The 17,975-nt window shown below is 59.6% G+C and carries 16 protein-coding genes; 2 read left to right on the top strand and 14 right to left on the bottom strand.

Going from position 1 to position 17,975, the window contains the following annotated elements; translation table 11 throughout:
* Nucleotides 1–40 precede the first annotated feature (40 nt).
* The 8 genes from A6U86_RS04465 to A6U86_RS04430 all read right to left on the bottom strand — a co-directional run bounded on the left by A6U86_RS04465 (nucleotide 41) and on the right by A6U86_RS04430 (nucleotide 8,377).
* Entirely contained in the window at nucleotides 41–682 is a 642-nt protein-coding gene (locus A6U86_RS04465; RefSeq protein WP_068386445.1) for an SGNH/GDSL hydrolase family protein, read from the bottom strand.
* A 25-nt stretch (nucleotides 683–707) separates the two neighbouring features.
* Nucleotides 708–2,072, bottom strand: coding sequence for a pyruvate dehydrogenase complex dihydrolipoamide acetyltransferase (locus A6U86_RS04460; protein ID WP_068386442.1), 1,365 nt, complete (start codon nucleotides 2,070–2,072; stop codon nucleotides 708–710).
* A gap of 15 nt (nucleotides 2,073–2,087) precedes the next feature.
* On the bottom strand, nucleotides 2,088–3,464 hold the full coding sequence (locus A6U86_RS04455) for a pyruvate dehydrogenase complex E1 component subunit beta (protein ID WP_068386439.1): 1,377 nt from the start codon (nucleotides 3,462–3,464) through the stop codon (nucleotides 2,088–2,090).
* 18 nt (nucleotides 3,465–3,482) lie between these two features.
* Nucleotides 3,483–4,526: a pyruvate dehydrogenase (acetyl-transferring) E1 component subunit alpha gene (gene pdhA / locus A6U86_RS04450; RefSeq protein ID WP_068386436.1), complete on the bottom strand. Its 1,044-nt coding sequence runs from the start codon at nucleotides 4,524–4,526 to the stop codon at nucleotides 3,483–3,485.
* A 157-nt stretch (nucleotides 4,527–4,683) separates the two neighbouring features.
* On the bottom strand, nucleotides 4,684–4,995 hold the full coding sequence (locus A6U86_RS04445) for a septum formation initiator family protein (protein ID WP_068386432.1): 312 nt from the start codon (nucleotides 4,993–4,995) through the stop codon (nucleotides 4,684–4,686).
* A gap of 234 nt (nucleotides 4,996–5,229) precedes the next feature.
* Nucleotides 5,230–6,504, bottom strand: coding sequence for a phosphopyruvate hydratase (gene eno, locus A6U86_RS04440; protein WP_068386429.1), 1,275 nt, complete (start codon nucleotides 6,502–6,504; stop codon nucleotides 5,230–5,232).
* A 149-nt stretch (nucleotides 6,505–6,653) separates the two neighbouring features.
* Entirely contained in the window at nucleotides 6,654–7,493 is an 840-nt protein-coding gene (gene kdsA, locus A6U86_RS04435) for a 3-deoxy-8-phosphooctulonate synthase (protein ID WP_068386427.1), read from the bottom strand.
* Nucleotides 7,490–8,377 (bottom strand): VOC family protein, encoded by an 888-nt coding sequence (locus tag A6U86_RS04430; protein WP_068386424.1) that lies wholly within the window; start codon nucleotides 8,375–8,377, stop codon nucleotides 7,490–7,492. The genes kdsA and A6U86_RS04430 overlap by 4 nt, the downstream gene beginning before the upstream one ends.
* Nucleotides 8,378–8,772: 395 nt before the next feature.
* Between A6U86_RS04430 and lexA the strand changes: the two genes are divergently transcribed.
* Nucleotides 8,773–9,495, top strand: coding sequence for a transcriptional repressor LexA (gene lexA, locus A6U86_RS04425; RefSeq protein ID WP_068386422.1), 723 nt, complete (start codon nucleotides 8,773–8,775; stop codon nucleotides 9,493–9,495).
* Here lexA and A6U86_RS04420 read toward each other — a convergent pair.
* Nucleotides 9,476–11,935, bottom strand: a complete 2,460-nt coding sequence (locus A6U86_RS04420) for a ComEC/Rec2 family competence protein (RefSeq protein ID WP_068386419.1) — start codon at nucleotides 11,933–11,935, stop codon at nucleotides 9,476–9,478. The two genes, lexA and A6U86_RS04420, sit on opposite strands and share 20 nt — an antisense overlap.
* Before the next feature lie 280 nt (nucleotides 11,936–12,215).
* Here A6U86_RS04420 and gltA point away from each other — a divergent pair, with 280 nt between their 5' ends.
* Nucleotides 12,216–13,505 carry a citrate synthase gene (gene gltA / locus A6U86_RS04415; protein WP_068386416.1) on the top strand — a complete coding sequence of 430 codons (1,290 nt, stop codon included), beginning with the start codon at nucleotides 12,216–12,218 and terminating at the stop codon, nucleotides 13,503–13,505.
* Nucleotides 13,506–13,532: 27 nt separating this feature from the next.
* Here gltA and lpxB read toward each other — a convergent pair whose 3' ends face one another.
* Genes lpxB through lpxD form a run of 5 tightly spaced genes read right to left on the bottom strand, consistent with a single transcriptional unit; the run spans nucleotide 13,533 to nucleotide 17,942 of the window.
* A complete protein-coding gene (gene lpxB, locus A6U86_RS04410) occupies nucleotides 13,533–14,717 on the bottom strand; it encodes a lipid-A-disaccharide synthase (protein WP_068386413.1) in 1,185 nt (394 codons plus the stop codon).
* Nucleotides 14,714–15,595, bottom strand: a complete 882-nt coding sequence (locus A6U86_RS04405) for an LpxI family protein (protein WP_068386410.1) — start codon at nucleotides 15,593–15,595, stop codon at nucleotides 14,714–14,716. Before A6U86_RS04405 ends, lpxB begins: the two co-directional genes overlap by 4 nt.
* Before the next feature lies 1 nt (nucleotide 15,596).
* Complete coding sequence (lpxA, locus tag A6U86_RS04400) at nucleotides 15,597–16,412, bottom strand: acyl-ACP--UDP-N-acetylglucosamine O-acyltransferase (protein ID WP_068386407.1); 816 nt, start codon at nucleotides 16,410–16,412, stop codon at nucleotides 15,597–15,599.
* Entirely contained in the window at nucleotides 16,409–16,882 is a 474-nt protein-coding gene (gene fabZ, locus A6U86_RS04395; protein WP_068386402.1) for a 3-hydroxyacyl-ACP dehydratase FabZ, read from the bottom strand. Before fabZ ends, lpxA begins: the two co-directional genes overlap by 4 nt.
* Entirely contained in the window at nucleotides 16,875–17,942 is a 1,068-nt protein-coding gene (gene lpxD / locus A6U86_RS04390; protein WP_068387877.1) for a UDP-3-O-(3-hydroxymyristoyl)glucosamine N-acyltransferase, read from the bottom strand. Before lpxD ends, fabZ begins: the two co-directional genes overlap by 8 nt.
* Nucleotides 17,943–17,975: the final 33 nt, after the last annotated feature.

Here is a 17,975-nt window from a genome sequence, read left to right as displayed (position 1 = left end):
TATTGGTGGCGGCGCATCGCAAGCTGGCGCCTTGAATTTATCAGAGACCGAGCATCATCCGCACGATCGGCTCGAGGCCGCGACCGAGCGCCCGGGTGTTTTCCGCATCGAGATGCACGCCATCGAGCGGCGTGGTAATGGCGGCCGTATTGGCATCGAAGAAACCACAGCCCAGTTCGTCGGCCAGATCGCTATAGAGCGTCGGCAGCTTGTTCGATTCGTGGACCGCGCCCAGAAAGCTTGCCGCAAACGCCGCATTCGCCGTCTCGGTAATCGCTGGTGGGGCGACGATGAGGATGTCAGGCACCTCGTAATCGAACCCCCAGGCGTGATTGCGAACCAGCTGCACCAACCGGCTGATGCCCTGAAGAGCAGCAAAGGCCGAACCGGCCACGACCGGCTTCATGTCATTCGTGCCCAGCATGATGATGACGAGATCCAGCGGGTTGTGGGTCTGCAGGATCGTCGGCAAAATCCTCGCGCCGTTGCGATCGCAATCGGCGAGATGATCGTCGAACGCGGTGGTGCGGCCGTTCAATCCTTCCGGAATGACGCGGACCTGATCGCCGAGCGCCTTTTGCAGCACGCTCGGCCACCGATCTTCATAGGCATGACGGCCGATCGTCTCGGCGCTGTAGCCCCATGTCAGCGAGTCGCCGTAACACAGAACAGTCTTGGCCATTCATGCCTCCGTGTCGCGACAAGGCTCAGACGAGCATCCCCATCGGATTTTCGATGTAGCCCTTGAAGGCTGCCAGGAGCTCGGCACCAAGCGCACCGTCGACGGCGCGATGGTCGGTCGACAGCGTGACGGTCATCACGTTGGCAATCACCATTTCGCCCTTCTTGACGATCACACGCTGCTCGCCCGCGCCGACGGCCAGAATGGTCGCATGCGGCGGGTTGACGACGGCGGCGAAGTTCTTGACGCCCATCATGCCCATGTTCGACACGGCAGTCGTACCACCCTGATACTCCTCGGGCTTCAGCTTGCGCTCCTTGGCGCGCTTGCCGTAGTCCTTCATCTCATTGGAGATGGTGGAGAGCGTCTTCTGTTCGGCGCTGCGGATGATCGGCGTGATCAGGCCGCCCGGAATGGAGACGGCAACGCCGACATCGGCATGCTTGTGCTTGACCATGTTGCTGTCGGTCCAGGACACGTTGGCATCCGGCACATCGCGCAGTGCGAGAGCCAAGGCCTTGATGACCATGTCGTTGACCGAGAGCTTGTAGGCCGGAACGCCGTCCTTCGACTTCGGAGCGGAATCGTTGAGCTGCGTGCGGAGAGCCAGCAGCGCGTCGAGTTCGCAATCGACAGAGACGTAGAAGTGCGGGATCGTCTGCTTGGATTCCTGCAGGCGCTTGGCGATGGTCTTGCGCATGCCGTCATGTGGCACGAGCTCGTAGGAGCCCTGCTCGAACAGCTTGAGGACCGCATCTTCCGACATGCCCTTGGGCGCGGCGGCAGGAGCGGAAGCTGCTGCTGCAGGCTGTGCAGCCGGTGTAGCGGCAGAAGCAGCTTTGCCTGTACCGCCTGCTATAGCAGATTCGATATCCTTCTTGACGACGCGGCCGTGTGGGCCGGAGCCTGCAACTGCAGCGACATCGACGCCGGCTTCCTTGGCAAGGCGGCGGGCGAGCGGCGAAGCGAAGGTGCGATGACCGTCCGCTGCGGCCGGAGCCGGAGCGGATGCAACGGGAGCCGCAACGCTTGCCGGAGCAGGCGCTGCAGCCGGGGCGGCTGCAGGAGCAGCTTCCGCCTTCGGTGCTTCCTTGGGAGCCGGGGCAGCGCCGCCACCAGCACCGGAAGCAGCAGCCGCAACATCCTCGCCATCCGCAGCAAGCACGGCAATCAAGGCATTGACCTTGACGCCTTCGGTACCAGCCGGAACAACGATCTTGGCAACGGTGCCTTCATCGACAGCTTCGACTTCCATCGTTGCCTTGTCGGTCTCGATCTCGGCGATGACATCGCCGGACTTGATCTTGTCGCCTTCCTTGACCAGCCACTTGGCGAGGTTGCCCTCTTCCATGGTCGGCGAGAGGGCAGGCATGGTGATGTTGATAGGCATCGATGGGCCCTCCCCTTATTTGTAGCAAACGGCCTTCACCGCATCGACCACTTCGGCGACGCTCGGGAGCGCCAGCTTTTCGAGGTTGGCGGCGTAAGGCATGGGTACGTCCTTGCCAGCAATCGTCAGGATCGGCGCATCGAGATAGTCGAAGGCCTGCTGCATGACGCGGGTGGCGATTTCGGTGCCGACGGACGACTGCGGATAACCCTCTTCGACGGTCACCAGGCGGCCGGTCTTCTTGACCGATTCGATGATCGCCGGCAGATCCATCGGACGGATGGTGCGCAGGTCGATCAGTTCGACATCGATGCCCTGGGCTTCCAGCTCGGCAACCGCCTTGGTGGCATAGGTCATGCCGATGCCGAAGGAGACGACCGTTACGTCTTTGCCCGGACGATGGATGCGGGCCTTGCCGATCGGCACGGTGAAATCATCGAGCTTCGGCACATCGAAGTGCTGGCCATAGAGAATTTCGTTCTCGAGGAAGATGACCGGGTTCGGATCGCGGATAGCCGACTTCAGCAGACCCTTGGCGTCGGCTGCCGTGTAGGGCATGACGACCTTGAGGCCGGGGATCTGGCTGTACCAGGCGGCGTAATCCTGGCTGTGCTGAGCGCCGACGCGGGCAGCAGCGCCATTCGGACCGCGGAAGACGATCGGAGCACCCATCTGGCCGCCGGACATATAGAGCGTCTTGGCGGCGGAGTTGATGATCTGGTCGATCGCCTGCATGGCGAAGTTGAAGGTCATGAACTCGACGATCGGGCGGAGGCCAGCCATGGCGGCACCGACGCCGATACCGGCAAAACCGTGCTCGGTGATCGGGGTGTCGACAACGCGGCGGGCTCCAAACTCCTGCAGCAGGCCCTGGGTGACCTTGTAGGCACCCTGGTATTCGGCGACTTCTTCGCCCATGACGAAAACGTCGGGATTGGCGCGCATTTCTTCGGCCATCGCATCGCGCAGCGCTTCGCGCACGGTCGTCGAGACCATCTCGGTGCCGGCCGGGATTTCCGGATCGACAGGAGCGGCAGCCTTCGGCTGAGCCGGAACGGGGGCCGGCGCGGCAGCGGCGGCAGGTGCTTCGGTCTTGGCCGGTTCGGCAGCGGGAGCAGCCTTGGCGGACGAAATGTCGGCAGCAGATTCGCCGTCCTGCAGCAGGATGGCGATCTTGGCGTTGACCTTCACGCCTTCGGTGCCGGCTTCAACCAGCAGCTTGCCGATGACGCCTTCGTCGACGGCTTCCACTTCCATGGTGGCCTTGTCGGTTTCGATTTCGGCAATGACGTCACCGGAAGTGACTTTGTCGCCTTCCTTCTTGAGCCATTTCGAAAGAGTGCCTTCTTCCATCGTCGGAGAAAGGGCGGGCATAAGAATATCGATGGGCATTGATCGTCCCTCCCCGATTTACAGCAGAATGTCGGTGTAGAGCTCGGATGCATCCGGCTCCGGATTGCTCTGGGCAAAATCGGCGCTATCGGCGACGATTTCGCGGACATCCTTGTCGATATCCTTCAGATCATCCTCGGTCGCCCAGCCCTTTTCGAGAAGGCGAACGCGAACCTGTTCGATCGGATCATGCTCGGAGCGCATCTTCTGCACTTCGTCCTTGGAACGATACTTAGCCGGGTCCGACATGGAGTGACCGCGATAACGGTAGGTCAGCATTTCCAGGATGATCGGGCCCTTGCCGGAACGGCAGTAAGCTATGGCCTCGTCGGCCGCTGCCTTGACGGCGCGAACGTCCATGCCGTCGACCTGGATGCCGGGGATGCCGAACGAGGCGCCGCGCTTGGAGAAATCAGCCTGCGCGGTGGCGCGGGCAGTCGAAGTGCCCATGGCGTAACGGTTGTTCTCGATCACGAAGATAACAGGCAGCTTCCAGAGCTGCGCCATGTTGAAGCTTTCGTAGACCTGGCCCTGGTTGGCAGCACCATCGCCGAAATAGGCGACGCTGACATTGTCATTGCCGCGATAGCGGTTGGCAAAAGCCAGACCGGTGCCGAGCGAGACCTGGGCGCCGACGATGCCGTGGCCGCCGTAGAAATTCTTTTCCTTGGAGAACATATGCATGGAGCCGCCCTTCCCTCGGGAATAGCCGCCCTGACGTCCGGTAAGCTCGGCCATGACGCCGCGTGCTTCCATGCCGGTTGCCAGCATGTGCCCGTGATCGCGATAACCGGTGATGACCTGGTCGCCATCCTTCAAAACCATCTGCATGCCGACGACGACAGCTTCCTGGCCAATGTAGAGGTGACAGAAGCCGCCGATGAAGCCCATGCCGTAAAGCTGGCCGGCCTTCTCTTCAAAGCGGCGGATCAGAAGCATCTCACGATAAGCCTTGAGCTCCGCATCACGGTCGAATTCCGCGATCGGACCGCCATTGGTTTCCTTGGCAGGCCTGGATGCTGTTTTACGGCTGGAAACGGTCGCGTTCTTTCGCGGCGCCATTCAACCCTCCCTGTGTGAGTAGCCTCGTTTTGTGGTGAGGCGTAACATAGGCAAGATTGTTCGCCACAGCAATGCTATAATTGCATGGCTCATATTCTTTGCAAGTATCTGATATTATTTGCAAAAATTCAATTAACCGAAATTCGGTTAATTGTGGCTATTTATTGAAGATGACGATCTCGTTCGCCTTGGAATAGGTCAGCTGATAGCGCGCATATTGGTCCAGCATATCCTTGTCCAGGGAGCCATCGCTCAGCAGAGCGACTTCCTTTTCAAGGTGCTCACGCTTGGCGACGAGATCAGCAAGTTCCTTGCTGCGATCGATACGGCGCTGCTCGAAAACCTCCGTGGCCTTCAGGCCGTAGTCACCATGAACACAATGATAGCCGAAATAGCTGACGAAGGCCACAGTAACAGCGGGAAGAACGAAACGGCCGAACTTTCTCTTCTTATGATACTTTGTCCACATACTCGCTCGAAACGCTCTATCGCTGGAGATCGCTAGCCTCAGACCCATGCGACGATAGCATTGTGGCTGCGGATAAGATCACGTCAAATCAAACACCTAGAGCGACTCTAGCCGCGAGAGATTAACCGTCCGTTGACTCTAACTGCGCGCACAACAAAAAACCGCGCCCGAAGGCGCGGTTCGATCTCCTGGATGACGAAGGCGTAGATCCCCGGGGATCACGCTGCCCGAGTATCAAGCGCGAAGAATGGAGCGGCCGGCATATTTCGCCTGCGGGCCGAGACCTTCTTCAATGCGGATCAGCTGGTTGTACTTGGCAAGACGGTCAGAGCGCGACAGCGAGCCGGTCTTGATCTGACCGCAGTTGGTGGCAACCGCGAGGTCGGCGATCGTGGAGTCTTCGGTTTCGCCAGAGCGGTGCGACATGACGGCCGTGTAGTTGGCCTTGTGCGCGGTTTCGACGGCGTCGAGGGTTTCGGTCAGCGAACCGATCTGGTTGACCTTGACGAGGATCGAGTTGGCGACGCCCATGCGGATACCGTCGCGCAGACGAGCGGAGTTGGTGACGAACAGGTCGTCGCCGACGAGCTGCGTCTTCTTGCCGATCAGGTCGGTGAGCGTCTTCCAGCCTTCCCAGTCGTCTTCAGCCATGCCGTCTTCGATCGAGACGATCGGGTACTTGGCGGCGAGTTCTGCGAGGTATTCAGCCATCGCGCCGGATTCCAGCGTGCGGCCTTCGCCTTCCAGCACGTACTTGCCGTCCTTGAAAAACTCGGTCGAGGCGCAATCGAGGCCAAGCGCGATTTCTTCGCCCGGCTTGTAGCCAGCCTTTTCGATCGACTTCATGATGAAATCGAGGGCCGCAGGAGCGCTCGACAGGCCCGGTGCAAAGCCGCCTTCGTCACCGACATTGGTGTTGTGGCCCTGGGAGGCCAGTTCCTTCTTGAGGACGTGGAAAACTTCCGAGCCCATGCGCACGGCATCGCGGAACGTTTCGGCGCCGATTGGCAGGATCATGAATTCCTGGAAATCGATCGGGTTGTCGGCATGAGCGCCGCCGTTGATGATGTTCATCATCGGAACCGGCAGCAGGCGGGCATGAGCGCCGCCGACATAACGGTAGAGCGGCAGGTTGGCGCTCTGGGCTGCGGCCTTGGCGATGGCGAGCGATACGCCGAGGATGGCGTTGGCACCGATGCGCGACTTGTTCGGCGTGCCGTCAAGCTCGATCATGATGTCGTCGAGCTGGATCTGGTTTTCAGCGTCCATGCCGCCAATCGCGTCGAAGATTTCCGAGTTCACGGCCTCGACAGCCTTCTCCACACCCTTGCCATGGTAGCGCGTGCCGCCATCGCGAAGCTCAACGGCTTCGTGCGCGCCGGTCGATGCACCCGACGGAACCGCCGCGCGGCCCATGCTGCCATCTTCGAGGTAGACATCGACTTCGACGGTGGGATTGCCACGGCTGTCGAGAATCTCGCGGGCGATAATGTCGGTGATTGCGGTCATGATAGCTTCCTGCTCGCTGGTTTATAAATCGATTGAAATGGTCTTAATCGAAGACGCGGAAATTACAATGCCGCTCCGCCTCCCGATTTGACACTCCTTCAGGCCCCGTAACGCAAAATCATGTCAGCCTGTTGAATGCCCGTGATTTCTCAGGCCTTGGCGATGGCGTCGAAGGCCAGAAGTTTCTCCAGAAGCCGTGGCATATCCTTCAGATAGACCATGTTCGGGCCATCCGAGGGCGCATTGTCCGGATCTTCGTGCGTCTCGACGAAGACGCCGGCTACACCAACGGCAACGGCGGCGCGCGCCAGCGTCTCGACGAATCGGCGGTCACCGCCAGTCGAGCCGCCCTGCCCGCCCGGCTGCTGCACGGAATGGGTGGCATCGAAAATGACAGGCGCACCCATTGCCGCCATGATCGGCAGCGAGCGCATGTCCGAGACGAGCGTGTTGTAGCCGAAGGAGGCGCCACGCTCGCAGAGGAGGATATTCGGGTTGCCGCTTTCATTCAGCTTGGCAAGGACGTTCTTCATGTCCCAGGGCGCCAGGAACTGGCCCTTCTTGACGTTGACGACGCGGCCGGTCTTGGCGGCGGCGACCAGCAGGTCGGTCTGGCGCGAAAGGAAGGCCGGGATCTGCAGGATATCAACCGTCTTGGCGACGATGGCGCATTGTTCTTCGGTGTGAATATCGGTCAGCACCGGAAAGCCATATTCCTTCTTGAGATCGGCAAAAATTTCCAATCCCTTCTCGATGCCGATACCGCGCTTGCCGGAGAGCGAGGTGCGGTTCGCCTTGTCATAGGAGGATTTATAGACAAGGCCGATGCCGAGCTTGTCGCAGAGTTCCTTCAGCACGCCGGCCACCATGAAGGCGTGCTCACGGCTTTCCATCTGGCAGGGGCCGGCGATCAGCGACAGCTTGGCAGTGTTGGAAAACAGAACCTTGGAGGTTCCCTCGCCGACGATCACTTCCGAATTCGTGCTCATGCTATCTCCTCAAAGGCGAAAAGAGCGCCCGCTGCGGGCGCCAGCCTTGCCAATATACGGTTGTTCTTACGCGTGTAGGTGACGCCGTTAGCAGCGAAATGCGACGATGTCACGGAAAGATCGCGTGTTTTGAAAAGGATTGCGCGGGCTCGAAGCCCCGGATCGTCCCTGCCGACCCGCAAATCGTAAAACGCCTCCATGCCTTCCGGCGTCAGGAGATCGATGTCGGCATTGGCAGCCCGGATCGTCAGCCCGAAGGAATGCTCGGATATCTTGGGGTCACCGATGATCTCCTCGAAAAAGGAGCGGAATGCTGTGGGTTTGGTCGTCGATATCGCCACCCGCGCAATGCCGGTAACACCGTTTTCATGGCGCTCCAGCACACTGCGATCGGCGGGCAACGGATTGATGCGCTGGACGCAGAAGGCCAGGAAATCGGGCGCACGCAGATCGGCGGCAAAGGCAAGACGAAAACCCGCCTGGGTTTCCGCGCCATCCGGCATCTTCATCGGCCGCGAAAAATCCAGCATCCGTCCGGCGGAGATCACACCGGCCTTGAAGCGCTTGTCATCAGCGACAGCGTCATCCGTGCCGAACGCCACGCCGGAAAACCCGTCCTCACCCACCCGAAACCGATAGGCCTGATCGCGAGCGACGAAGACATTACCGTCCTCGATGCTCTTTTCACACTGCTCCAGGGAGGTGACCCCGAGGGGCTCCAGATAGGTCTTGTCGGCAAAGAAGACGCATGCGTTGTCGGTGCCAAAGGGATGGCGCGCATCCGGAGCCACCGTAAAGCCAAGCCTGCCAAGGCGTTCACGCGCCGATGCGATATTGACCGTCGGCAGCACAAGATGATCCAGAGGATGCGGCAACGAAGTCATGGCGTCTCCGATTTTCTGCTGCTGCAGGTTTGCGCCGATCCATGGTCCAATTCAAGGCCAAAGCAACGCCGCGGTGATGCGGGACGATGACTGATTCTCGACCGCAGCCGAACCTTCCCGGCACGAACCGGACTTCAGCCATGTGTCAGAGAGATGACGTAAGCTGAAAACCATTCCCACCGGGCATCCAGCGGCGTTTTCCCATATTTATCGTTAGGTTAGCGCAGACATGACCGCACGCCGCCATATCATGATCCATTCGATAATTTTAAATATCTAACTGATGGGGCAAGGCTTTACCGAAATTTAAGTACTTGCGGAACACATATGGAACATATAGTGTCCGTTCTGGATTTGTTTCACGACGTTTCTCTTGATTCTGGGGTTCCAAGACGATGTTGACGCGCAAGCAGCAGGAACTGCTTCTCTTCATTCACGAACGGATGAAGGAGTCCGGCGTTCCACCATCTTTCGATGAAATGAAGGACGCATTGGATCTTGCATCCAAGTCCGGCATTCACCGTTTGATCACGGCTCTGGAAGAGCGAGGCTTCATCCGCCGCCTGCCGAACCGGGCGAGAGCGCTCGAAGTCATCAAGTTGCCAGATGCCTATAATCCCAGCCTGCAGCCGCGTCGCGGCTTTTCGCCGAGCGTCATCGAGGGCAGTCTTGGCAAGCCGCAGCCGGTCGCGCCGCCTGCGCCGCCAAAGGTTGCGAATGACGACCAGAACAGTTCGGTGTCGGTGCCCGTCATGGGCCGCATCGCAGCCGGCGTTCCGATCTCGGCCATCCAGAACAATACGCATGAAATAACCGTTCCCGCCGATATGCTCGGCTCGGGCGAACATTATGCCTTGGAAGTGCGGGGCGATTCGATGATCGATGCCGGCATTTTCGACGGTGATACCGTCATCATCCGCAATTCGACGACCGCCAATCCCGGTGACATTGTCGTTGCACTCGTGGATGACGAAGAAGCGACGTTGAAGCGGTTCCGCCGCAAGGGCGCCTCCATTGCTCTCGAAGCCGCCAATCCAGCCTATGAAACACGCATCTTCGGGCCGGATCGCGTCAAGGTCCAGGGCAAGCTTGTCGGCCTCATTCGCCGCTATCACTAACTGGTGACGCGGAGCGGATTGGTGCACCAAAGGTTCCGGTGCGCCAATCATAGGTTCGGTGCCGCATCCATGGGCGCTGCGGATTGTCGAAGGCTGTGGAGATGATTGGCATATCTGCGTTGAAATTCATCTCGACGGAGCCGGTTTGCCGCAATGTGGCGTCGGTGAAAAGCATTGCTCCGGAGCGGCAGCGATCGAGGCGCAATTTTATCGGCGTGATGACGATATTTGCCGTATCGCAAGCGGGCGGCAGATAGGCTGCGTCCTCAATGGTGACGAGCATAGCGCCATTCTCAAGCATCGCGACGCACCACGCGCCCTTCTGGCAGGCAAAACTCCCCTGCATCACCTGATCTAGCGCTTCGTCCATTGCCTTGCGCACGGCGTTCTGTTCCTCCGTGCTTAACCGCCGGCGGCGATCTGCTTTGCTGACATGAGGAAGCCGACTGTCGGCTGGAAGAATGGTTGGAGGTTGGTGTTCGGCTGCCATCAGCGCCTTCTGCCATTGCTCGAAAATAAAGGCCTGTGGTCTCTCGCGGTTCGTTGCCAGGATATCGTCCTGTCGCAACGCGACGAGAACGCCATCTTCGGAAATCATCAGATCGGGCTTCGGCATGCCGGAGCTGAATGCAGCAGCGCCAATCGCCGAGAGCAACAACAGCAGCCCGACATGGCGCAGGTGGGTCCGCAGCATGGTCATGATAAGGAAGCCGGCTATGAAAGTCGGCAAGAGCCAGCCCGCTTGACGGCCAAAGGTGATATCGCCTCCCCAGCCGGCCACGGTCTTGGCGATCAGGATGACAAGCTCCAGTCCCTCGCCGGTGACTTTCCAGAATGGCGCATCGAGGCCAAGCGGCATCAGCAACATGGCCATCATGCCGAACGGCATGACAATGAACGAGACGATCGGCATGGCGGCGAGATTTGCGGCAAGCCCGTATGTCGCCAACCGGTGAAAATGCTCGATCGAGAAAATTGCCGTCGAAGCACCGCCGACGAAGGATGTCGACAACACGCCGCCGAAGAAACGGGAGACGAACAACAGCGGACTGAGCAGCCTGGAGCGCGAAAAGATGCTTTCGCGATGCTGCCGCCGCTTCCACAGCGTATAGCCCGACACCAGCGCCAGCGTGGCGGCATAGGACATCTGGAAGCTCGGCCCCAGCACCTGCGATGGCGACAGAATGAGAATGACAATTGCCGACAGCGCTACATTTCGAAGGCTGATTGACGGCCGGTCGAAAAGTACGGCAACCAGCACGATCGCCATCATGATGAAGGCGCGTTCGGCAGACACGCCGAAACCGGAAATGAGGTAATAGGCCGTCACGGTGACCAGCGCACCGAACGCAGCCACTTTCTTGGTTGGCCAAGCCTGCGCGACACCTGGAAACAGGCTGAACAGGTAACGCAGGCCGATATAGAAAATGCCGGCCGACAGCGCCATGTTCAGGCCCGAGATGGCGATGATATGCGTCAGGCCTGCGGTTCGCAGCGCCTCTGTCGTCTCATCTGAAATCGCCCGTCTCTCATCGGTGACAAGTGCGGCTGCAAAGGCACCGGTGTCGCCTGGCAAGGTTCTCCTGATCCTGTCGCCTATGCTGTTGCGCAGGCCGGCAAGCCAGATATCCGCCTGATCCAGCAACGGCTCTTTTGTGACATCACCATCCGGAGACAATAGTTCGGGGGTGCCGTAGGCGAAGCCGTTCGCTCCAATCCCATTGAAATAAGAGCTGAATGCAAAATCGTTGAGGTGCGGCAAGGCCGGGCCGGCCGGTGGTGTCAGCCGCGCCCTGCCCTGGATCCGATCACCAAGGTTGAATGGCTCTGCCTGTTTTCGAACGAAGATGGTGACGCGTCCCGGCGCTCTTCGAATGGCCGGCTTTTCCGTTGCATCGACTTTGACGACATATCTCCAACGGCCGTTGTCATAGGATTCACGTCTTTCGATCCGACCCGTAAACGTCGTCGTCACTGCCGAATCGAGCATCACCGTCGATGCCCGCCAGCTTTCCCATTGCGCCAGGGCCATGCCCAGACTCACCAGCATGCCGGCGAAGAGAACATGCCGGAACACACGGCCCGCATCACGCTTGAACAGAAAGCCGCCCGCCAGAAGCAGCAGCGCCACCAGCACCGCCTGTGGAGGTGGATCGCTATCAACCTTGAACCAGAAGATCGCGCCAAGCCCCATATAGATCGGCGCGAACAGGATGGCACGACCATGTGCCGCCTCTTCTTCGATCAGTCTTCCGATCGCAGCGCGACCGTGACCGAGGGTCAGATAGAGCCGCGCGAACAGAGATGCCTGGTCCTGGGTTCGCTGACGCCGTTCAGCCTCGGCGCGGGGCGCGATTGGGGCAATAGCGCGGCGATGCTGTGAAGGCGGAGCTAAGTCCCGGCCATACTCCTGCCGTTCCTGTGCCTCTAAATTAGGCATTTAACGCCTGCCCCACGCAAAACTACAGCTTTAGCGCGATTTTTGCCGTCACCATCAGGTGATTTCAACCAAAATCGACAAATCTGTCACTGATTTGCGCTATTTACCGAAACAGCATGGTCAAAGAGGCTATCGCAGTGCCCAAAAGTTGATACCGCAATGCACAATTCGGCATTAGGATAACTTGGCATTAGGCTCTGGATCATATAGCTAGTCGTTAGTCGCTTAACCTTTTGGCGCTTTTTATGGCGTCAATCCCGCCAAATCTTGGAGGATCAGCATGACGGAACAAAGCGCGAAACTAACTTGGGGTGAGAAGACGGTGGACCTGCCGGTCAAAACCGGAACCATCGGCCCAAGTGTCATTGATATTGGTGCCCTTTATAAGAACACCTCCACTTTCACCTACGATCCTGGCTTCACCTCGACGGCGTCTTGCGAGTCCGCCATCACCTATATTGATGGCGACGAAGGCGTTCTGCTGCACCGCGGCTATCCGATCGATCAGCTGGCCGAACACGGCGATTTCCTCGAAGTTTGCTATCTGCTCCTTTACGGCGAATTGCCGACGACAGCACAGAAGAAGGACTTCGACCATCGCGTCGTGCACCACACCATGGTACATGAGCAGATGTCGCGCTTCTTCACCGGCTTCCGCCGTGATGCGCATCCGATGGCCGTCATGTGCGGCTGCGTTGGCGCTCTGTCCGCCTTCTATCACGACTCGACCGACATCACCGATCCGCATCAGCGCATGGTCGCGAGCCTTCGCATGATCGCCAAGATGCCGACGCTTGCCGCCATGGCCTACAAGTACCATATCGGCCAGCCCTTCGTTTATCCGAAGAATGATCTCGACTACGCATCGAACTTCCTGCGCATGTGCTTTGCCGTTCCCTGCGAGGAATATGTGGTCAATCCGGTGCTCGCACGCGCCATGGACCGCATCTTCATTCTGCATGCCGATCACGAGCAGAACGCATCGACCTCGACGGTTCGTCTCGCCGGCTCTTCGGGCGCCAATCCGTTTGCCTGTATCGCTGCGGGCATTGCCTGCCTCTGGGGCCCCGCGCATGGCGGCGCCAACGAAGCAGCGCTGAACATGCTCAGCGAAATCGGCTCCGTTGACCGTATTCCAGAATATATCGCCCGCGCCAAGGACAAGAACGATCCGTTCCGCCTCATGGGCTTCGGTCATCGCGTCTACAAGAACTACGATCCGCGCGCCAAGATCATGCAGAAGACGGCGCACGAAGTGCTCGGCGAACTCGGCATCAAGGACGATCCGTTGCTCGACATCGCGATCGAGCTTGAGCGCATCGCGCTCACCGATGAATACTTCATCGAGAAGAAGCTCTATCCGAACGTCGACTTCTACTCCGGCATCACGCTGAAGGCCCTGGGCTTCCCCACGACCATGTTCACCGTTCTGTTCGCTCTGGCCCGTACCGTCGGCTGGATCGCACAGTGGAACGAGATGATCGAGGATCCGCATCAGCGTATCGGCCGTCCGCGCCAGCTCTATACCGGCGCACCGCTGCGCGAGTATGTCCCGGTCTCCAAGCGCTAAGCTTTCGAATTGAAACAAAAAAACCGGTCAGAGATGACCGGTTTTTTTATGGGACAAAACGTCCAAAATGATCGCCGCAGCCTTGTCGCCTGGTGGCTCTTCCGTCTGCATTCGCTGCCAGACCAGATCGTAGCCCGCGAGCATCGCCCCGCGCTCACGCGTATCATTCGATAGGCGCTCCATGTAACGCGCCAGCAGACCGGGACGCAGGACATCGTTGATGAGTTCCGGCACGACTGCGTAGTCGGCAATCAGGTTCGGCAGGGCTGCCGACCACACCTTGATGCGCGACATCACGAATCTCGCCAGCCACTCCGTCTTGTAGGTCGAAACCACCGGAACGCTGGCTAGGCCCAGTTCAAGGACCACCGTGCCGGATGCAGCCATGGCGGCATCCGCCTGCGCGAAAGCCGCCCATTTTGCATCCTGACCGACGAGGATTTCAGGTTTTACGCTCCAGCTTTCCAGAAGCGAGCGCACGAGGGCTTCCTGCTTCGGCACGGTCGGCAGCAGGTAGCGAACCTTATCATTTCGCCGACTAAGTTCTTCGGTAGCCCGCTCAAAGACTGGAAGCAGCTGGCGGATCTCCGAACCGCGCGAACCAGGGAGGAGAAGAACCGTCATCTGGCCGCCAGCGGTATTGGTGCTGCGCAAGGCACGCTGCCGGCGTGTCTCCAGCAGATTGGCATCCACCGTCAGGCGATGGCCGACATAGGTGGTTGCCGGACCGCCTAGGCGCTGCATGGCTTCCGGCTCGAATGGCAGCACGGCCAGCACATGATCGACATAGGCAAGCATCTTCTGCGCCCGATACTCCTTCCACGCCCAGACGCTGGGGCAGACGTAGTTGACGATCGGAACGCCGGGCAAGGCCTTGCGCACCCGCTTTGCAACGCGGTGCGTGAAATCCGGGCTGTCGATGATAAGAAGTACGTCGGGCCTGGCAGCGATAATGGCGTCGGCCGTCTGGCGGATGCGGGCGAGCAGCTTCGGCAGTTGCTTGATCACCTGGATGAAACCCATGATCGAGAGCTCGGAATAATCGAACAGCGAATGCAGCCCCTGGGCTTCCAGCGCCTCGCCGCCGACACCAACCAGTTCCACCGGGCCGTCATAGCGCCGCTTCAGGGCCGCGACGAGGTCACCACCTAACAGATCGCCCGAGACTTCGCCCGCGACCACAGCAAGCTTCAGTGGTGCCGCACCGCTCACATGAATCCCTCCGCGCTCAGGCCGCGATCGATGCCGCAGACGAAAATGCCGGCTTCGTCCGCCGCCGCAATCACCGCCTCGCGCTCGAGAACCAGTGCCCTGCCCGCCTCCACCGCTACGCCGGCAAGCCCTGCCTTTTTGGCGTTAAGCACCGTGGAAACGCCGATGGAGGGCAGATCGGCACGCACATCCTGCTGCGGTTTGCAGAGCTTGACCAGCACGCCGCGACGGCGCTGCGATATGCGCCCTTCGGCGCGCAAGCCGGCCACGCGCTCGATCATTCTGTCCGTGCCCTCGGCGCCTTCCAGCGCGACGACACGCCCACCGACGCTGACCGCGCCCTGGCCGACATCCAGCAGCCCCAGCGCATCGGCAGCCTTGGCACCTTGCGCGATATCGCGCAGATCTTCCGCGGATGGTGCATGGCGGCCGAGCGGCCCGGTGGTTGCCAACAGATCCGGCGCGATTTCATGCGCGCCGACGACGCGTACGCCACCGGCCTCGATCAAACGGATGACCATCTGCAGCACGGCATTGTCGCCACCGGAAAGAAGCGTGCGAATGGTTAGGGGCAATTCCCTGATTACGCGCCAAGTCGGGTGGATCTCGCGCCAGGGCGGACGGCGGGCGACGCCGCCGGACATCACGACCCGGTCAACGCCATAGCGGCGGAATGTTGCTTCCAGGCCAGCAAAATTGCCAACCCCGAGATTGGCGTGATCGAAAGCGGACCAATCTCGGTCCGCTTCATCCGTAAGGGCGATAACAACGGGATTTTCGCCGGCCTGCCGGGCGGCATCGGCGACATAGGCGGGCAAAAAGCCACTGCCCGCGATGATCGCCAACCTGCCCTCGCCCTTGAGGCCGGCCGAAACCACGTCAGCTCTTGCCGCGATTGGGCGACGACAGTGCGCGATCGCTATCGGCCGCGATGAAATCGAGGATCTCAATCACTTCCTTGCAATCGGCATATTCCTCGCGGATCGCACCGGCGTTGTCACGGATAGAACCGCCGCCTTCGAAGATGCTCTTATAGGCGCGCCGGACCCTGTGAATGACCGCGCGGTCAATGCCGGCGCGAGACATGCCGACAATATTGAGGCCGGAAAGCACACCAGGATTGCCGTTCAGCATGCCGTAGGGAATGACATCGTAACTTGCGGCCGAAAGGCCGCCGATGAAGGCCTGCCGGCCGATGCGCGTGAACTGATGCACAGCGCAACCGCCGCCGAGAATGGCCCGATCTTCCACAGTCACATGCCCTGCCAGCATGACGTTGTTCGACATGATGACGTTGTTGCCGATGCGGCAATCATGCGCCACGTGCGAATTGGCAAGGAAGAGATTGTTGTTGCCGACAATCGTCTTGCCGCCGTAATCGGCGGTGCCGGTGTTGATCGTCACGCCTTCGCGGATCGTGCAATTCTCGCCGACATCCAGTGTCGTCTCTTCGCCGCCGTGATGAACGCTCTGCGGGTCGCCACCGACGATGGCCATCGGAAATATCTTCGTTGCCTTGCCGATCGTCGTACGTCCGGTGACCACGGCATGCGTCAGCAACTGCACGTTGTCATGAAGCACGACCTTGGGGCCGACATGGCAGAAAGGGCCGACCACGACGTTTTCGCCGACGATGGCACCATCCTCAACGACCGCGAACTTATGAATGCTCGCGCTTTTTGCGATGCTGCTCATGCCTGGTCTTGATCCTTCCTCACAATCATCGCGCCGATATCGGCTTCGGCAACCAGCGAGCCATCGACCTTGGCGTCGCAATGGAATTTCCAGATCGTGCCACGCTGCTTCAGCTTGACGACATGAAACTCGACGCGATCACCCGGAACGACCGGCCTGCGGAAACGCGCATTATCGATCGTCATGAAATAGACGAGGTTGCCGCCGATGCCGTCCTTGCGGGCACAGATTGCGCCTGCCGTCTGCGCCATGCCTTCGATGAGCAGCACGCCCGGCATAATCGGGGAGCCCGGAAAATGCCCGGTGAATTGCGGCTCGTTCGCCGTTACGTTCTTGATGCCGATCGCGGAATTATCGCTGTCGATCTCGATGATCTTGTCGACCATCAAGAAAGGATAGCGATGCGGCAAAAGCTTCATAATTTCCAGAACGTCGGCCGACGACAACGACGCCTTGGCTTCTTCAGTCATGCTCCGCACTCCCGTCCTTCTTTTCTCTGGCTCCTGACCGCTTTGCGATCTCCGCCGATTCCCTCAGAAAATCCCACAGGGGTCGAGCTGGAAGACCAGCATAACGCTCGCCCGCCGGAATGCTGTTCATCACACCGCTTTTGGCGCCGATCTGTACACCGTCGCCAATGTGAATATGGCCGTTCAGCCCAGCCTGACCACCGATCTGCACACCGTCACCAATCACCGTGCTGCCGGCGATGCCGACCTGGCTGACGATCGCGCAATGGCGGCCGATGCGAACGTTATGTCCGATCTGAACTTGATTGTCGATCTTGGTGCCTTCGCCGATCACGGTGTCATCCATCGTGCCGCGATCGATCGTCGTATTGGCGCCGATCTCGACATTGTCTTGAATGATCACACGGCCGATCTGCACGATTTTCACCATGCCGCGCGGCCCCGGCGCATAACCGAAACCGTCCTGGCCGATGCGCGTGCCGTTGTGGATAATGACACCATTGCCGATATAGGCGCAGAGCACGCTCGCTCCGCCGCCAATATTGCAATTTCGCCCGATCTTGACGCCAGGTCCGATCAGCGCGTTGGCACCGATGCGGGTTCCCTCGCCGATCTCGGCGCCTGGCCCGATGACCGCTCCCGGCTCCACGCCGATATTGGCTTCCAGCCTGGCCGTCGCATCGATGAAGGCACCGGGCGAAATAGTTCCGGGGCTAGAGGTGAACGCAACCGGCTGCAGCGCTTCCGGATGCAGCAATCCGCCCACAAGTGCGAAATCCGTATGCGGCTTCTTGGACAGAATTAGCGGAATATGTGCGGGCACAAAGGATCGCAGTGCCGGCAGGCAAATGATTGCCGAAGCCTTGCAGGTTTCCAGCTCGCCACGATTTTTCCGGGAAAGAATATAGCAAATATCGCCTTCGCCTGCCCGGTAGACGGGAGCGATAGATCTGATGACGACCTCCGAAGAGGCCGCATCAGCAAGTTCCGCCCCAAGATGGAGAGCCAGCTTAGCTAAGCTGACTCCACCGTGGAGCGGGAAAAAACCTGTATGTTCCATAAGCACCAGCTCCAGAACGGTGTTCAAGCCCGC

The sequence above is a fragment of the Rhizobium sp. AC27/96 genome, assembly GCF_001692325.1.
In the GTDB taxonomy this organism is placed as follows: Bacteria; Pseudomonadota; Alphaproteobacteria; order Rhizobiales; family Rhizobiaceae; genus Rhizobium.
Note: the sequence above shows the minus strand (reverse complement) of the source record. Positions and strands in the feature narration are given on the sequence as shown.